This is a genomic window from Streptomyces sp. NPDC050546, from assembly GCF_044457425.1.
GTDB lineage: Bacteria > Actinomycetota > Actinomycetes > Streptomycetales > Streptomycetaceae > Streptomyces.
On sequence record NZ_JBITGX010000006.1, the window covers coordinates 355761 to 371043 of the forward strand.

General features: G+C 72.5%; 17 protein-coding genes and 1 pseudogene. 5 read left to right on the forward strand and 13 right to left on the reverse strand.

The window, feature by feature from the left end:
* Positions 1–93: 93 nt before the first annotated feature.
* From ACIBK5_RS17655 to hisI, 3 genes are read right to left on the reverse strand one after another with little or no spacing between them, the layout of a single operon-like run.
* On the reverse strand, positions 94–735 hold the full coding sequence (locus tag ACIBK5_RS17655; RefSeq protein WP_399020593.1) for a TIGR02234 family membrane protein: 642 nt from the start codon (positions 733–735) through the stop codon (positions 94–96).
* Positions 736–776: 41 nt separating this feature from the next.
* Positions 777–2258, reverse strand: coding sequence for an anthranilate synthase component I (locus ACIBK5_RS17660; RefSeq protein ID WP_399020595.1), 1482 nt, complete (start codon positions 2256–2258; stop codon positions 777–779).
* Between the two features lie 11 nt (positions 2259–2269).
* The gene (hisI, locus tag ACIBK5_RS17665) at positions 2270–2656 is read right to left on the reverse strand and encodes a phosphoribosyl-AMP cyclohydrolase (RefSeq protein ID WP_399020597.1); all 387 of its coding nucleotides are present in this window, start codon (positions 2654–2656) and stop codon (positions 2270–2272) included.
* Positions 2657–2739: 83 nt separating this feature from the next.
* Here hisI and ACIBK5_RS17670 point away from each other — a divergent pair, with 83 nt between their 5' ends.
* Positions 2740–3375 carry a TIGR03085 family metal-binding protein gene (locus ACIBK5_RS17670; protein WP_399020600.1) on the forward strand — a complete coding sequence of 212 codons (636 nt, stop codon included), beginning with the start codon at positions 2740–2742 and terminating at the stop codon, positions 3373–3375.
* Positions 3376–3412: 37 nt separating this feature from the next.
* Here the strand turns inward: ACIBK5_RS17670 and hisF are convergent, their stop codons facing one another.
* From hisF to hisD, 8 genes are read right to left on the reverse strand one after another with little or no spacing between them, the layout of a single operon-like run.
* Complete coding sequence (hisF, locus tag ACIBK5_RS17675; protein WP_399020602.1) at positions 3413–4168, reverse strand: imidazole glycerol phosphate synthase subunit HisF; 756 nt, start codon at positions 4166–4168, stop codon at positions 3413–3415.
* Positions 4169–4181: 13 nt separating this feature from the next.
* Positions 4182–4583 (reverse strand): RidA family protein, encoded by a 402-nt coding sequence (locus tag ACIBK5_RS17680; protein WP_399020604.1) that lies wholly within the window; start codon positions 4581–4583, stop codon positions 4182–4184.
* Positions 4580–5305 carry a bifunctional 1-(5-phosphoribosyl)-5-((5-phosphoribosylamino)methylideneamino)imidazole-4-carboxamide isomerase/phosphoribosylanthranilate isomerase PriA gene (priA, locus tag ACIBK5_RS17685; protein ID WP_399020606.1) on the reverse strand — a complete coding sequence of 242 codons (726 nt, stop codon included), beginning with the start codon at positions 5303–5305 and terminating at the stop codon, positions 4580–4582. The genes ACIBK5_RS17680 and priA overlap by 4 nt, the downstream gene beginning before the upstream one ends.
* Complete coding sequence (gene hisH / locus ACIBK5_RS17690; RefSeq protein WP_399020608.1) at positions 5302–5952, reverse strand: imidazole glycerol phosphate synthase subunit HisH; 651 nt, start codon at positions 5950–5952, stop codon at positions 5302–5304. Before hisH ends, priA begins: the two co-directional genes overlap by 4 nt.
* Positions 5943–6107: a hypothetical protein gene (locus ACIBK5_RS17695; RefSeq protein ID WP_355826654.1), complete on the reverse strand. Its 165-nt coding sequence runs from the start codon at positions 6105–6107 to the stop codon at positions 5943–5945. Before ACIBK5_RS17695 ends, hisH begins: the two co-directional genes overlap by 10 nt.
* On the reverse strand, positions 6104–6697 hold the full coding sequence (gene hisB / locus ACIBK5_RS17700; protein WP_030248649.1) for an imidazoleglycerol-phosphate dehydratase HisB: 594 nt from the start codon (positions 6695–6697) through the stop codon (positions 6104–6106). Before hisB ends, ACIBK5_RS17695 begins: the two co-directional genes overlap by 4 nt.
* The gene (locus ACIBK5_RS17705; protein ID WP_399020611.1) at positions 6694–7800 is read right to left on the reverse strand and encodes a histidinol-phosphate transaminase; all 1107 of its coding nucleotides are present in this window, start codon (positions 7798–7800) and stop codon (positions 6694–6696) included. The genes hisB and ACIBK5_RS17705 overlap by 4 nt, the downstream gene beginning before the upstream one ends.
* Positions 7797–9122, reverse strand: coding sequence for a histidinol dehydrogenase (gene hisD, locus ACIBK5_RS17710; RefSeq protein WP_399020613.1), 1326 nt, complete (start codon positions 9120–9122; stop codon positions 7797–7799). Before hisD ends, ACIBK5_RS17705 begins: the two co-directional genes overlap by 4 nt.
* A gap of 178 nt (positions 9123–9300) precedes the next feature.
* Here hisD and ACIBK5_RS17715 point away from each other — a divergent pair, with 178 nt between their 5' ends.
* The 4 genes and pseudogenes from ACIBK5_RS17715 (at position 9301) to ybaK (ending at position 13299) form a co-directional block, all read left to right on the forward strand.
* Positions 9301–10878, forward strand: a complete 1578-nt coding sequence (locus tag ACIBK5_RS17715; protein WP_399020615.1) for an oxidoreductase — start codon at positions 9301–9303, stop codon at positions 10876–10878.
* A 121-nt stretch (positions 10879–10999) separates the two neighbouring features.
* On the forward strand, positions 11000–12031 hold the full coding sequence (locus ACIBK5_RS17720) for a hypothetical protein (RefSeq protein WP_399020617.1): 1032 nt from the start codon (positions 11000–11002) through the stop codon (positions 12029–12031).
* Positions 12032–12042: 11 nt separating this feature from the next.
* A complete protein-coding gene (locus ACIBK5_RS17725) occupies positions 12043–12783 on the forward strand; it encodes an LON peptidase substrate-binding domain-containing protein (RefSeq protein WP_399020619.1) in 741 nt (246 codons plus the stop codon).
* 11 nt (positions 12784–12794) lie between these two features.
* Positions 12795–13299 (forward strand): annotated as a pseudogene (gene ybaK, locus ACIBK5_RS17730) (Cys-tRNA(Pro) deacylase).
* Positions 13300–13628: 329 nt separating this feature from the next.
* On the opposite strand, the gene ACIBK5_RS17735 reads toward ybaK, so the two are convergent.
* On the reverse strand, positions 13629–14369 hold the full coding sequence (locus ACIBK5_RS17735) for an AAA family ATPase (RefSeq protein WP_399020621.1): 741 nt from the start codon (positions 14367–14369) through the stop codon (positions 13629–13631).
* Between the two features lie 56 nt (positions 14370–14425).
* Positions 14426–15247 (reverse strand): ABC transporter permease, encoded by an 822-nt coding sequence (locus tag ACIBK5_RS17740; protein WP_382499057.1) that lies wholly within the window; start codon positions 15245–15247, stop codon positions 14426–14428.
* Between the last annotated feature and the right edge of the window lie 36 nt (positions 15248–15283).

Consider the following 15283-nt stretch of genomic DNA (forward strand, 5'->3'; position numbering starts at 1 on the left):
AGCAGGACGCTCGCGCCCATTGTCCCGCACGGGCGCGCGTCCGGTGAGCGGGGGTGCTCCCTCCGCTTCCCCGTGCCCCGCCCGCGTGCGGCGTCACGCCCCGGTCGGGTCCTCGCCCCGGTCGAGCGCCTTCCACAGGTCCTCGGGCCGGTCGGGGTCGACGGCAGGGGCCTTGCGGCGCGGCCGGGGCGTGCCGTCCCGCTCGTAGCGGCCGGACATCGCGGGCCACAGCCGGCCGTAGCGCAGGGCGAGCAGTCCGGCCAGGAGGAGCAGGACGCCTCCGACGGCCGCCACGTAGGGCCAGGCGGTGTGGCTGAGGGCCGCGACGGAGGCGGAGGTGTCGCCGGAGGCCTCGGCGGCCTTCTCGTCGAGTGCGGAGCTGTCGGAGGCGCCGAGCAGGGCGGCGGCGACGGTGCCCGCGCCGGAGAGCGCCAGCAGGGCGGCCACGACGACGCGGCCGGCCCGGCGGACGGCGAAGACGGCGACGAGCGCGGCGAGGCCCACCACGGCGAGCGCCGCGGGCACGCCCGTGACGTCGCTGCCCGTGGCGGTCAGGGGGAAGGCGCCGCCGGCCACCGTCGCGGTGCCCTCCGACCAGTTCTGCCGGGTGGCGAGCAGCGCCACGGCCGCGCCGAGCGCGCCGCACAGCAGTGCGACGGCGAGGCTCAGGCGGCCGGCCCGGGCGGATCCGGAGGCTTGGGAACGTGGGTGCGGTACGGCAGTCACGTACTCCACTATCGCCTGAACCCCGGGCGAACCGTCACCCGGGGTTCATCTCAGGCCTTTCCCAGCCGGTTCGCCGTGTGGACGGCCCGCAGGACCGCCGCCGCCTTGTTGCGGCACTCGGTGTCCTCGGCGACCGGGTCGGAGTCGGCGACGATGCCCGCGCCCGCCTGGACGTAGGCGGTGCCGTCGCGCAGCAGGGCCGTGCGGATGGCGATGGCGGTGTCGGAGTCGCCCGCGAAGTCGAGATAGCCGACGCAGCCGCCGTACAGCCCGCGCCGGGACGGTTCGAGTTCGTCGATGATCTGCATGGCGCGGGGCTTCGGGGCGCCGGAGAGGGTGCCGGCCGGGAAGCAGGCGGTGAGGACGTCGAAGGCCGTGCGTCCCTGGGCGACGCGGCCCGTCACCGTCGAGACGATGTGCATGACGTGCGAGTACTTCTCGATGGACATGAAGTCGACGACCTCGACCGAGCCGGGCTCACAGACCCGCCCCAGGTCGTTGCGGCCCAGGTCGACGAGCATGAGGTGCTCGGCGCGCTCCTTGGGGTCGGCGAGGAGTTCGTCGGCGAGGGCCTGGTCCTCCTGCGGGGTGGCGCCGCGCCAGCGGGTGCCGGCGATGGGGTGGACCATGGCCCGTCCGTCCTCGACCTTGACCAGGGCCTCGGGGGACGAGCCTGCGACGTCGAACCCGTCGAAGCGGAACAGGTACATGTACGGCGACGGGTTGGTCGCCCTCAGGACCCGGTAGACGTCCAGCGCGCTCGCCGTGCACGGCGTCTCGAAGCGCTGGGAGGGCACCACCTGGAAGGCTTCGCCGGCCCGGATGCGCTCCTTGATGTCCTCGACGGCCTCCTGGAAGTCGGGGCCGCCCCAGAGCGCGGAGTACTCGGGGGTCTCGGAGGGCGGCAGGACGGCGGGGGGCTGGGCCACCGCGCGCGAGAGGTCCGCCTCCATGGCGTCCAGACGGGCGATCGCGTCCGCGTACGCCTCGTCGACACCGGTGTCCAGGTCGTTGTGGTTGATCGCGTTGGCGATCAGCAGGACCGAGCCCTCCCAGTGGTCCATGACGGCGAGGTCGCTGGTGAGGAGCATGGTCAGCTCGGGCAGCTTCAGGTCGTCGCGCTCGCCGGGGCCGATCTTCTCCAGGCGGCGGACGATGTCGTAGCCGAGATAGCCCACCATGCCGCCGGTGAAGGGCGGCATGCCCTCCTGGTGCGGGGTGTGCAGGGCCTCGATGGTGGCGCGCAGGGCGGCGAGCGGGTCGCCGTCGGTGGGGACCCCGACGGGCGGGGTGCCGAGCCAGTGCGCCTGCCCGTCACGCGTGGTCAGGGTGGCGGCGCTGCGGACTCCGACGAACGAGTACCGGGACCAGGAGCGGCCGTTCTCGGCGGACTCCAGCAGGAAGGTGCCGGGGCGCTCGGCGGCGAGCTTGCGGTAGAGCGCGACCGGGGTGTCGCCGTCGGCGAGGAGCTTGCGGGTGACCGGGATGACCCGCCGGTCGGTGGCGAGCTTGCGGAACGTCTCGAGGTCCATGGCGGCTGACCCTACTGATCCGCGGCGGCGGGGTCCGAACCGCCGTCCTTCAGCAGCACGTCCTCGTCGAAGCAGGTGCGGGCTCCGGTGTGGCAGGCGGCGCCGACCTGGTCGACCTTGACGAGCACGGTGTCGGCGTCGCAGTCCAGGGCGACGGACCTGACCCACTGGAAGTGGCCGGAGGTGTCGCCCTTGACCCAGTACTCCTGGCGGCTGCGGGACCAGTACGTGCAGCGGCCGGTGGTCAGGGTGCGATGCAGTGCCTCGTCGTCCATCCAGCCGAGCATCAGCACCTCTCCGGTGTCGTACTGCTGGGCGATGGCGGGCAGGAGGCCGTCGGCGCTGCGCTTGAGGCGCGCGGCGATCTCCGGGTCGAGGCGGCTGGGCAGGCTGGTCATGCCGTCCATTGTGCCGCGCGCCACTGACAGGCCGGGTGGAGTGTCCGCTGTGCGGACCTGACGGGCGGTCGTAGGCTTGCCGCATGTCGACCCATGCCAAGCGTGAACGACTTCTCCTCGCCGATCTGTTGGAGACCGCGGGCCCGGACGCGCCCACCCTGTGCGAGGGCTGGACGACCCGGGACCTCGCCGCGCACGTGGTGGTGCGCGAGCGCCGCCCGGACGCCGCCGGCGGGATACTGATCAAGCAGCTCGCGTCGCGCCTGGACCGGGTGATGGCCGAGTACACCGACAAGCCGTACGAGGAGCTGATCCAGCTGATCCGTACGGGCCCGCCGCGCTTCTCGCCCTTCTCCCTCAAGCCGGTCGACGAGGCGTCGAACATCATCGAGTTCTACGTCCACACGGAGGACATCCGGCGGGCCCAGCCCGACTGGTCCGCGCGTGAGCTCGACGCGGTCTTCCAGGACGCCCTGTGGTCCCGTCTGGAGCGCACCGCCCGGCTGATGGGCCGCGGCGTCCCGACGGGCCTGGTCCTGCGCCGCCCCGACGGCCAGACGACGGTCGCCCAGCGCGGCACCCCGGTCGTCACGGTGACCGGCGAGCCGTCCGAGCTGGTCCTGTTCTCCTACGGCCGGCAGAGCGCGGCGAAGGTGGACCTGGACGGCGACGAGAACGCGATCGCGAAGCTGCACGAGACGAAGCAGCTGGGCATCTGAGGCAGGGGCTCCCGGCGAAGGGGCCGGGGCGAGCGGGTCACCGCACCGGGTGACCCGCCTCCCGCAGCGTCTCCTTGACCTCGCCGATCCGCAGGTCCCCGAAGTGGAAGACCGACGCGGCCAGCACCGCGTCCGCGCCGGCCTCGACGGCCGGCGGGAAGTCGGTCAGCCTGCCGGCGCCGCCCGAGGCGATGACGGGGACGGTCACGTGCTTGCGTACGGCCCGGATCATCTCCAGGTCGTAGCCGTCCTTCGTGCCGTCCGCGTCCATCGAGTTGAGCAGGATCTCGCCCGCGCCCAGCTCGGCGGCCCGGTGCGCCCACTCGACGGCGTCGATGCCGGTGCCGCGACGGCCGCCGTGGGTGGTCACCTCGAAGGAGCCCGACTCGGTGCGGCGGGCGTCCACCGAGAGGACCAGTACCTGGCGGCCGAAGCGCTCGGCGATCTCGCGGATCAGCTCGGGGCGGGCGATCGCCGCCGTGTTGACGCCGACCTTGTCCGCGCCCGCCCGCAGCAGTTTGTCCACGTCCTCGGCCGTGCGGACGCCGCCGCCGACCGTCAGCGGGATGAAGACCTGCTCGGCGGTGCGGCGCACCACGTCGTACGTCGTCTCGCGGTTGCCCGACGAGGCGGTGATGTCCAGGAACGTCAGCTCGTCGGCGCCCTCGGCGTCGTACACCTTGGCCATCTCGACGGGGTCGCCCGCGTCGCGCAGGTTCTGGAAGTTGACGCCCTTGACGACCCGGCCGTTGTCCACGTCCAGGCAGGGGATGACTCGGACCGCCAGGGTCATGAATCGTGCTCCTCTAGTCTTCCTTTGAAGGTGTCCCTCTGAATGCTTCCACTTCCACCGACACCAGGACCCGGGAGTCGATGAAGCCCTCCACGACCAGCAGGGTCGTGACCGGCCGTACGGCGTCGAACAGTTCCTTGTGGGCCCGCCCCACCGCGTCGACGTCCCGCGCGTGGGCCAGATACACCCGTGTGCGGATCACGGAATCGGCCGTGAGCCCGAACTCGGTGATCGCCTCCAGGGCGGTGGTGAAGGCCACCTTGGCCTGCTCGTACGGGTCGCCCTCGCCGTAGAGCACATCGCCCTTGAAGGCGGTCGTGCCCGCGACCAGCACGCGGTCGCCCGCCTCGACGGCGCGTGCAAAACCGAAGGACTCTTCCCAGGGACTTCCGCTCTGCACGCGCCGGGTGGTCATGACGACACAGCCTCCAAGGCTTCTTCCAGGGTGAACGCCTTCGCGTACAGCGCCTTCCCTACGATCGCGCCCTCGACACCGAGGGGGACGAGCTCGGCGATGGCCCGCAGGTCGTCCAGGGAGGACACGCCGCCGGAGGCCACGACAGGGCGATCGGTGGCGGCGCAGACATTGCGCAGCAGCTCGAGGTTCGGGCCCTGGAGCGTGCCGTCCTTGGCGATGTCCGTGACGACGTACCGCGCGCAGCCCTCCTTGTCGAGGCGCGCCAGCGTCTCGTAGAGGTCGCCGCCGTCTCGGGTCCAGCCCCGGCCGCGCAGGGTCGTGCCGCGTACGTCGAGGCCGACGGCGATCTGGTCGCCGTGCTCGGCGATGACCTTGGCGACCCACTCGGGGGTCTCCAGGGCGGCCGTGCCGAGGTTCACGCGCTTGCAGCCGGTGGCCAGGGCGGCGGCGAGGGTGTCGTCGTCGCGGATGCCGCCGGACAGCTCCACCTTGATGTCCATGGCCTGCGCGACCTCGGCGATCAGCTCCCGGTTGTTCCCCGTGCCGAACGCGGCGTCCAGGTCGACCAGGTGCAGCCACTCGGCGCCGGACCGCTGCCAGGCGAGGGCGGCCTCCAGGGGGGAGCCGTAGGAGGTCTCCGAACCGGACTCGCCGTGCACCAGGCGGACCGCCTGGCCGTCCCGGACGTCGACGGCGGGGAGGAGTTCGAGCTTGCTCACAGTGTTCCGATCCAGTTGGTGAGGAGCTGGGCTCCGGCGTCGCCGGACTTCTCGGGGTGGAACTGCGTGGCCCACAGGGCGCCGTTCTCGACGGCCGCGACGAACGGCTTGCCGTGCGTCGACCAGGTCACCTTGGGGGGTGCGAGGGCCGGGTTGTGGGTCTCCAGCGACCAGTCGTGGACGGCGTAGGAGTGCACGAAGTAGAAGCGGGCGTCCGCGTCCAGGCCGGCGAACAGCCGCGAGCCGGCCGCGGCCTCCACGGTGTTCCAGCCCATGTGGGGCACGATGTCGGCCTGGAGCGGCTCGACCGAGCCGGGCCACTCGTCGAGGCCGTCGGTCTCCACGCCGTGCTCGATGCCGCGCGCGAAGAGGATCTGCATGCCGACGCAGATGCCCATGACCGGGCGGCCGCCGGACAGCCTGCGGTCGACGATCCAGTCGCCGCGCGCCTCGCGCAGCCCCTTCATGCAGGAGGCGAAGGCGCCGACGCCGGGGACGAGCAGCCCGTCGGCGTTCATGGCCTTGTCGTAGTCACGGGTGATCTCGACGTCGGCTCCCGCGCGCGCGAGGGCCCGCTCGGCGGAGCGGACGTTGCCGAAGCCGTAGTCGAAGACGACGACCTTCTTGGCGCCGCTGCTCAATTCCACACCTCCAGCCTCACGACACCGGCCACCAGGCACATCGCGGCGCCTATCGACAGCAGCACGATCAGGCCCTTGGGCATCTTCTGCTTGACGAAGGAGTAGATCCCGCCGGCGAGGAAGAGTCCGACGACGATCAGCAGGGTCGAGATGCCGTTCACAGGGCGCCCTTCGTGGAGGGGAGGATGCCGGCCGCGCGCGGGTCACGCTCGGAGGCGTAGCGCAGGGCCCGGGCCAGCGCCTTGAACTGGCACTCCACGATGTGGTGCGCGTTGCGCCCGTAGGGCACGTGCACGTGCAGCGCGATCTGGGCCTGGGCCACGAAGGACTCCAGGATGTGCCGCGTCATCGTGGTGTCGTACTCGCCGATCATCGGCGCCATCTTCTCGGGCTCGGTGTGCACGAGGTAGGGGCGGCCGGACAGGTCGACGGTGACCTGCGCGAGGGACTCGTCCAGCGGGACCGTGCAGTTGCCGAAGCGGTAGATGCCCACCTTGTCGCCGAGGGCCTGCTTGAAGGCGGCGCCGAGCGCGAGGGCGGTGTCCTCGATGGTGTGGTGCGAGTCGATGTGCAGATCGCCCTCGGTCTTCACGGTCAGGTCGAACAGACCGTGCCGGCCGAGCTGGTCGAGCATGTGGTCGTAGAAGCCGACGCCGGTGGAGATCTCCGTCTTGCCGGTGCCGTCGAGGTCTATCTCGACGAGGACCGTGGTCTCCTTGGTCGTCCGCTCCACGCGTCCGGTGCGGCTCATGAACTCTGCTCCTTCTTCAGTGCACGTACCGCGTCGAGGAACGCGTCGTTCTCTTCGGGGGTTCCGGCTGATACCCGCAGCCACCCGGGGATGCCGTTGTCCCGGACCAGGACGCCCTGGTCGAGGATCTTCCGCCAGGCCGTGTGCGCGTCCTCGAACCTGCCGAACTGCACGAAGTTGGCGTCGGACTCGACGACGTCGTAGCCGGTCGCGCGCAGCTCGGTGACCAGGCGGTCCCGCTCGGCCTTGAGCTGCTCGACGTAGCCCAGCAGCGTTGCGGTGTGCTCCAGGGCGGCCAGGGCGGTCGCCTGCGTGACGGCCGACAGGTGGTACGGCAGGCGGACCAGCTGGACGGCGTCCACGACGGCCGGGTGCGCGGCCAGGTAGCCGAGGCGCAGGCCGGCCGCGCCGAACGCCTTCGACATCGTGCGGGAGACGACGAGGTTCGGGCGGCCCTCCAGCAGCGGCAGCAGCGAGTCGCCGTGGCTGAACTCGATGTACGCCTCGTCCACCACGACCATCGACGGCTTGGCGGCCTGCGCGGCCTCGTACAGCGCGAGGACGGTCCCGGGCGGGACCGCGTTGCCGGTCGGGTTGTTGGGGGTGGTGATGAAGACGACGTCGGGCCGGTGCTCGGCGATCGCCTTCTCGGCGGCCTCCAGGTCGACCGTGAAGTCCTCGTTGCGGGGACCGGAGATCCAGCCCGTGCCCGTGCCGCGCGAGATGAGCCCGTGCATCGAGTACGACGGCTCGAAGCCGATCGCCGTACGGCCCGGCCCGCCGAAGGTCTGCAGCAGCTGCTGGATGACCTCGTTGGAGCCGTTGGCCGCCCATACGTTGGCCAGGCCGACCTCGTGGCCGGAGGTGTCCGTCAGATACTGGGCGAGCTTGGTGCGCAGCTCGACCGCGTCCCGGTCCGGGTAGCGGTTGAGGTTCCGGGCCGCCTCACGGACCCGCTCGGCGATGCGCTCGACCAGCGGCTCGGGCAGCGGGTAGGGGTTCTCGTTGGTGTTCAGCCGTACGGGGACGTCCAGCTGGGGTGCGCCGTAGGGGGACTTGCCGCGCAGCTCGTCCCGTACGGGGAGATCGTCGATGCCTGTCACTTGCCTTCTGGAACCTTCCACCCGAACCTCGCCTTGATCGCCGCGCCGTGCGCGGGCAGATCCTCCGCCTCCGCCAGCGTCACCACATGGTGCGCGACCTCGGCCAACGCGTCCTTCGTGTAGTCGACGATGTGGATACCGCGCAGGAAGGACTGGACCGACAGGCCCGAGGAGTGGCAGGCGCAGCCGCCGGTGGGCAGGACGTGGTTGGAGCCGGCCGCGTAGTCGCCGAGGGAGACCGGGGCCCAGGGGCCGATGAAGATCGCGCCGGCGTTGCGGACCCGGTCGGCCACGGCCGCGGCGTCCGCCGTCTGGATCTCCAGGTGCTCGGCGCCGTACGCGTCGACCACCCTCAGGCCCTCGTCGACACCGTCGACCAGCACGATCGCGGACTGCTTGCCGGACAGGGCCGGGACGATCCGGTCGTCGACGTGCCTGGTGGCCGCGATCTGCGGCTCCAGCTCCTTCTCCACGGCGTCCGCCAGCTCGACGGAGTCGGTGACGAGCACGGCGGCGGCCAGCGGGTCGTGCTCGGCCTGGCTGATCAGGTCGGAGGCGACGTGCACCGGGTCGGCCGTGTCGTCGGCGAGGACCGCGATCTCGGTCGGGCCGGCCTCGGCGTCGATGCCGATCTTGCCGGTGAAGTAGCGCTTGGCGGCGGCGACCCAGATGTTGCCGGGGCCGGTGACCATGTTCGCGGGCGCGCAGGACTCGGTGCCGTAGGCGAACATCGCGACGGCCGTGGCGCCGCCGGCCGCGTACACCTCGTCGACGCCGAGCAGCGCGCAGGCGGCGAGGATGGTGGGGTGCGGCAGGCCGTCGAATTCGGCCTGGGCGGGCGAGGCGAGCGCGATGGACTCGACGCCTGCCTCCTGCGCGGGCACCACGTTCATGATCACGGAGGACGGGTAGACGGAGCGGCCGCCGGGCGCGTACAGCCCGACCCGCTCGACCGGTACCCACTTCTCGGTCACGGCTCCGCCGGGCACCACCTGGGTGGTGTGCGTGTCGCGGCGCTGCGCGCGGTGGACGGTCCGGGCGCGGCGGATGGACTCCTCCAGGGCCGCGCGCACGGCCGGGTCGAGCTCCTGGAGCGCGCGGGTGAGCGCGGCGGCCGGTACCCGTACCTGGTCGAGCCTGACCCCGTCGAACCGCTCGGCGAAGTCGATCAGCGCCGCGTCGCCCCGATGATGCACGTCCTCGCAGATCGGACGCACCTTCTCCAGGGCGGCCGCTACGTCGAATTCGGCTCGGGGCAGCAGGTCACGCAGGGCGGTGCCCTCGGGGAGGGCGTCGCCGCGCAGATCGATACGAGAGATCACGTGCTCAATTCTCTCAGACCCGGGTAAGCCGCCGTCCGCGCGTATCAATGGCTGATACAGAACGCCGCGGGAACCCGGAAGATCCCCTTCACATCCTGCTTTCGGGGCGTCACCCAGCGGGCATGAACAGTTGTACGAAGAAACCAACCCGCGAGTACCCGGGGAGGAAGGGAAAGACGTGACCGAGGGGGCCGGCGTGCGCGCCGGGGATGTGCCCGAGGACCTGACCGCGGCCGAGGCCGGCATGTGGCAGGCCTTCCGCAACGGCACCGTGTACGACCTGAGCAGCGGCGATCCGCTGGTGGACGACCCGCACGGCGGCCACCCCTGGGGCGAGGACCGGACGGTACGGGCCCGGATCGTGTGCTGGCTGCTGCTGGACGGCCCACCCGCTCTGGCCGGCCGGGTGTCCTCGCTGAAGCTGGCCGGCGTACGGGTCAGCGGCTCGCTGGACCTCGCGGGCGGCACGGTGGTGCCGTACGCCGAGATGCGTCAGTGCCGGTTCGACGAGGACGTCCTGGTGCCGGAGGCCCGTTTCACGACCCTGCGGATGGTGGACTGCTCGGTGCCCCGGCTGGAGGCGGCCCGGGTGCACACGGAGGGCGATCTGCATCTGCCGCGCTGCCGCTTCCACCGCGGCATCCGGCTCACGGACGCGCAGATCGGCACGGACCTGATGCTCAACCAGGCGATCGCGCACCGGGACCGCAGCGGCCGGTCGATCGCCGCGGACGGCCTGACCGTCGGCCAGGACTTACAGGCCGAGCTGCTGGAGTCGCACGGCGAGCTGAGCCTGCGCGCGGCCACCATCGGCGTCTCGCTGAGCCTGCGCGGCGCGCGCCTGGCCAACCCCTACGCGCGGCTCGCGCTGAACGCCCCGCAGCTGACCGTCGAGCGCAGCCTCTATCTGACCCCGGCGGGGGTCGGCGCCCAGGCGATGAGCGGGATGACCCCGGCACGCGGTACCCGGATCCAGCGGTTCGAGTGCGAGGGCGGGATACGGCTCGACGACGGGCGGTTCGGCGACGCCGTCGACTTCGAGCGGGCCCGGTTCGCCCTCACCGAGGACCAGGAGCTGTCGCTGCGCCGGGTGCAGACACCCGAGCTGCGGTTCCTCGGGGAGCACCCGGCACGCGGGCGGGTGGTGCTGTCGGGGGCGAAGGTCATCAACCTGATGGACCGGGCGGACGCCTGGCCCGGCCCGGGGCGGCTGCACATGGGCGGCTTCGCCTACGAGAACCTCGTGCCGCGCGGCCCGTTCCCGCTGGCCGAGCGGCTGGACTGGGTGGCGGCGGCGACCGCCGAGTACAACCCGGAGCCGTACGAGCGCCTGGCGTCCGTGCTGCGGGCCGGCGGGGAGGACGAGGACGCCCGTGAGGTGCTGCTCGCCAAGCAGCGCCGGCACCGCGAGAGCCTGCCGCCGGCCGCCAAGCTGTGGGGCTATGTGCAGGACTGGACGGTGGCCTACGGGTACCGGCCGGGCCGGGCCGCCGTGTGGATGGCGGTGCTGTGGGCGGCGGGCTCGCTCGCCTTCGCGCAGGCCGGCCATCCGCCGCTGAAGCGGGGCGAGCATCCGGAGTGGAGTCCCACGCTCTTCACGCTCGATCTGCTGCTGCCGGTCATCGACCTGGGCCAGGTGGGCTTCTGGCAGCTGCGCGGGGGCTGGCAGTGGCTGGCGACCGCGATGATCCTGCTGGGCTGGATCCTGGCGACGACGGTGGCGGCGGGGGCCACCCGACTGCTGCGGCGCAACTGATGTTGCGGGTGTGACCACAGTTGTTGAACTGTCACACCTTTACCTTCTCTTGACCAACGGGCGTACAACTTTCGGCGAGTTCCCCGAACCATCTGGCGCCGCTGTGACCAGCGGTCTTTCAATGGTCGACACCATGGCTCTGCAGCTCCCGTTCATCCGCGCGAGCCGGATGACAAGGACCGCCCCCCACCTCGTCGGCGGACTGTGCGCCGACGACGAGGTGCTGCTCGACGCGCCCGACGCGCGGCTGAGTCCGGCACTGGTCGCCGCCGCCCGCGGCGACCACGGACCGGCCGCCGGGCTGCTCCAGGCCACCCGCGCGGCGGCCGAGTGGGAACGGCGCGACCGGTACGTGACCCGGCTGGCCGCCTTCGCCCACTCGCGCCCCGAATGGCTGGACGCCTGGCTCGCCACCGCCCCGCACGACCCCGACGCGCTGCTGGTCGGGGCCCAGCTGGCGGTGGACCGCGCCTGGCTCTCACCGGCCCGCACCGAACTGCTGCGCGAGGTGAGCCCGCTGCTCACGGCCGCGGCCCGGGGCGACCAGCGTGACCCGGTGCCGTGGCGGCTCGCGCTCGACCACGCGCGGGGCGCGCAGGCCGGGCACAAGTACTTCGAGGAGCTGTGGGCGGCTGCCGTACGCCGGTCTCCGCACCACTACGGATCCCATGTGGCGGCCCTGCGCTATCTGGCCGCCTACTGGCACGGTTCGCACCAGGAGTGCTTCGACTTCGCCGACCGGGCCGCACAGGACGCGCCCGCCGACGCGCTCGCCCAGGCACTCCCGCTGCGGGCGGCCTTCGGCTACCTGACCGACGGCTGCGGACCCGAGGTACCGCGCGAGCGGCTGGACGCGGCCGCCGACCGGGCGATCGCGCTGTCCCCGCTGCTGCCGGCGGCCGACCCCTGGCCCGCCCGGATGCGGAACCTGCTGATCTTCGTCCTGGTGTGCCTGGAGCGCTGGCGGGACGCCGCCGAGCAGCTGCGGCTGAACGGCCCGTACGCCACCTCGTTCCCCTGGGACCAGGTGTCGGACGACCCGCTCGGACACTTCCTGCGGGTACGCGACGACGTCCGGGCCGCGACGGCAGGTCAGCCGCCCTGGCATCCACGGAGTGAACGGGGCGGACGAGTCCGCTCCGGCGACCATTAGGCTTTTGCGTCGTGACCACCGTCCGGCTCCCCCTCTTCCCCCTGAACTCGGTGTTGTTCCCGGGGCTCGTGCTCCCGCTCAACGTCTTCGAGGAGCGGTATCGCGCCATGATGCGCGAGCTGCTGAAGACCCCGGAGGACGAGCCGCGCCGGTTCGCCGTCGTGGCGATCCGCGACGGCCACGAGGTGGCCCCGAGCGCGCCCGGCATGCCCGACCCGACGGCCCTGCCCGACCGGGGCCCCCTGGCCGGTTTCGGCGCGGACCCGGTCAAGGCGTTCCACAAGGTGGGCTGTGTGGCCGACGCGGCGACGATCCGGGAGCGGACCGACGGCTCCTTCGAAGTGCTGGCGACCGGCACCTCCCGGGTGCGGCTGCTGTCCGTCGACGGGTCCGGCCCGTTTCTGACGGCCGAGCTGGAGACGCTGCCCGAGGAGCCCGGCGACGAGGCCGCGCCGCTGGCCGAGGGGGTGCTGCGGTCCTTCCGCCAGTACCAGAAGCGGCTGGCCGGCGCGCGGGAACGCTCCCTGGCGACCGGTGCCGAGCTGCCCGACGAACCGGGCGTGGTGTCGTATCTGGTGGCGGCGGCGATGATGCTGGACACCCCCTCCAAGCAACGCCTGCTCCAGGCCCCCGACACGGCGTCCCGTCTGCGCGACGAGCTGAAACTCCTTCGCTCGGAGACGGCCATCATCCGTAATCTGCCGTCGTTGCCGGCGTCGGAACTGACGCGCGGCCCGATGAGCCTCAACTGAAGCGGACCGGCATGGCGAAGAAGTCGAAGAAGCAACAGCAGCCGGGGGGGCACGCCCGCCACGGTCGCGCTCACGACGGCGGGCGTGGACTTCACGGTCCACTCCTACGACCACGACCCCGCCCACCCGTCCTACGGCGAGGAGGCGGCCGAGGCGATGGGCGTCTCACCGGACCGGGTGTTCAAGACCCTGGTGGCGGACGTCGACGGCACGCTGACGGTCGCGGTGGTCCCGGTGGCAGGCCAACTGGACCTCAAGTCCCTGGCGGCAGCGGTCGGCGGCAAACGCGCCACGATGGCCGACCCGACCCTGGCCGAACGCACCACGGGCTACGTCCGCGGCGGCATCTCTCCCCTGGGCCAGCGCAAGAAGCTGGCCACGGTCCTCGACGAGTCGGCGTCGTCCCACGCCACGATCTGCGTCTCGGCGGGCCGCAGGGGCCTGGAGGTGGAGCTGTCCCCGGAGGCCCTGGCCAAGCTGACGCAGGCGGTACTGGCACCCGTCAGCCGCGCCTAGCGCCTCCCTGGCGGGCACCCGGCCGCCCCCCGCTGCGGACACACGCGCCGCCTAGCTGCGGACACGCACGCCACCAAACTGCGGACACACCCGCCACCAAGCCGCAGACACGCACGCCGCCAAGCCGCGGACACACCCGCCACCAAGCCGCAGACACGCACGCCGCCAAGCCGCGGACACACGCGCCGCCTAGCTGCGGGCATGCGTGCCGCTAGGGGCGGCACGGGTGGGCGGTGGGGGTCCCCCCGCTCGAGCGAAGCCGAGAGTGGGGGAGGCACCCCGCCACGCCGGGCTGCGAACCCCCCGCCCCCAGCCCCGACGCCGAGCGCCTACGCGGCAGGCGGCGCCTGATACGGCTGCTCGGGAATCTCCGGCTCAGGATCCCGAGGCCCGAACAACGCCGTGAGCCCCAGATGCAACACCAGCGCGGCCAGCGGCCAGGCCAGCAACGCCCCCTTCGCCCCCAGCTTCAACGGCGCGGAGAACGTCACCCCCCGCCCCGCTTCCCGCGCCCGCGCGATGACATCCTCCGCGGGCCCGAGCCACACCCCGAGCCGCCACGCCAGCAACGACCCGAGCAGCCCGCCGACGGCCAGTCCCACCACCAGCGGCACACCCCCGCGCCGCCGCAGCAGGAACACGACCAGCGCACTGACGGCCCCGAAGCCCAGCGCGAGCAGCGTGAACACGCCGTCGACCCCGACGGCCTGCTCGCCCTCGGTGTCCTTGAGGTAGACGACCCAGTTGCCCTCCGCCACGTCACCGATCAGCGGCACGTGCGGCGCGAGCCACCACCAGAGCACTCCGAGCAGCACCCCGCCCAGCGCCACGGCCAGCGAGATCACGGCGGCTTCCCGCACTTCGGTCTTCATGCCGGGGCCGTCCTGTCCGTACCAGCCGTGCCCGGCGTACTCGGCGTGCCCGGCGTACTCGGCGTGCCCGGCGTACTCGGCGTGCTGGGACCCGGGGGCCTGGGGCCCGTTCGCGCCCGGTCCGGCGGCCGGCGGCTGCCACGCGTCCTGCGCGGAACGTTCATGCGGTGGCGGTGGCGGAGTCAGTGGTGCGGTCACCCTGCCATCGTGCCAGTCCCGCCTGTGCGCCGCGTCACCGGACGACCGCTCCGCGCTCACCGGACGGCCGCCCGGCGGTACGCCCAGGTCGCCACGGCCAGCGAGACGACGCCCACCACCCCGCACACGGCGAGGTCACCGAGGACGAAGGCCCAGTCGGGGTGCGGCCCGAACGTCCGCGCGAAGGCCTCGACCCCGTAGGTCGACGGCAGCAGGTCCCGCGCGAAGCGCACGACCTCCGGCATCCGGTCCGCCGGCAGCACGCCCAGCAGCAGCGCCGCCGACATGCCCAGCTGTCCGAGGAGCGTGGCCAGCTCCGGCCGGGGCGCGAGCAGCCCCAGCGCCGCCCCCAGCCCGGCGAGCGCGGCGCCCGCGAGCGGGATCACGGCCATGAGGACCCACAGATGGGCCAGCGGCAGCCCGAACAGCGCGCAGCCGAACACCGCCGTCACGATGGTCCCCGGCACGGTGAACGAGGCGTACGCGCCCGCCGCGCCCAGCACCACCGCCGCCGGCGGCACCGGCAGGGTCGCGTAGTGGTCGAGTCCGCCACTGGCCCGCAGCTGCCCGAAGTACTGCGCGAGCAGGTTCAGCGCGACGAAGGCGACGACCAGGACCGAAGAGCCGGCGACGACCGCCTGCGCCTCCGCCCCGTCGTCCACGACGCCGCGCATCAGGATCATGATCCCGATCGACTGGAAGGTCGCCACGAACAGCAGCGGGATCCGCGCGACCCGCGCCCGGGACAGCTGTGCCCGGTACACGGCCGCCAGCGAAGGCCACAGCCGCGCCCTGGGCCCGAGCTCGGCCGCGCACGCGGCGGGCTCCTCCGCGGCCAGGGCACTGCCCGGCAGGACATCGGCGGGTACGACACTCACGTCGCGCTGCTCCCCTTCGCTCGGGTCCACTGCGGC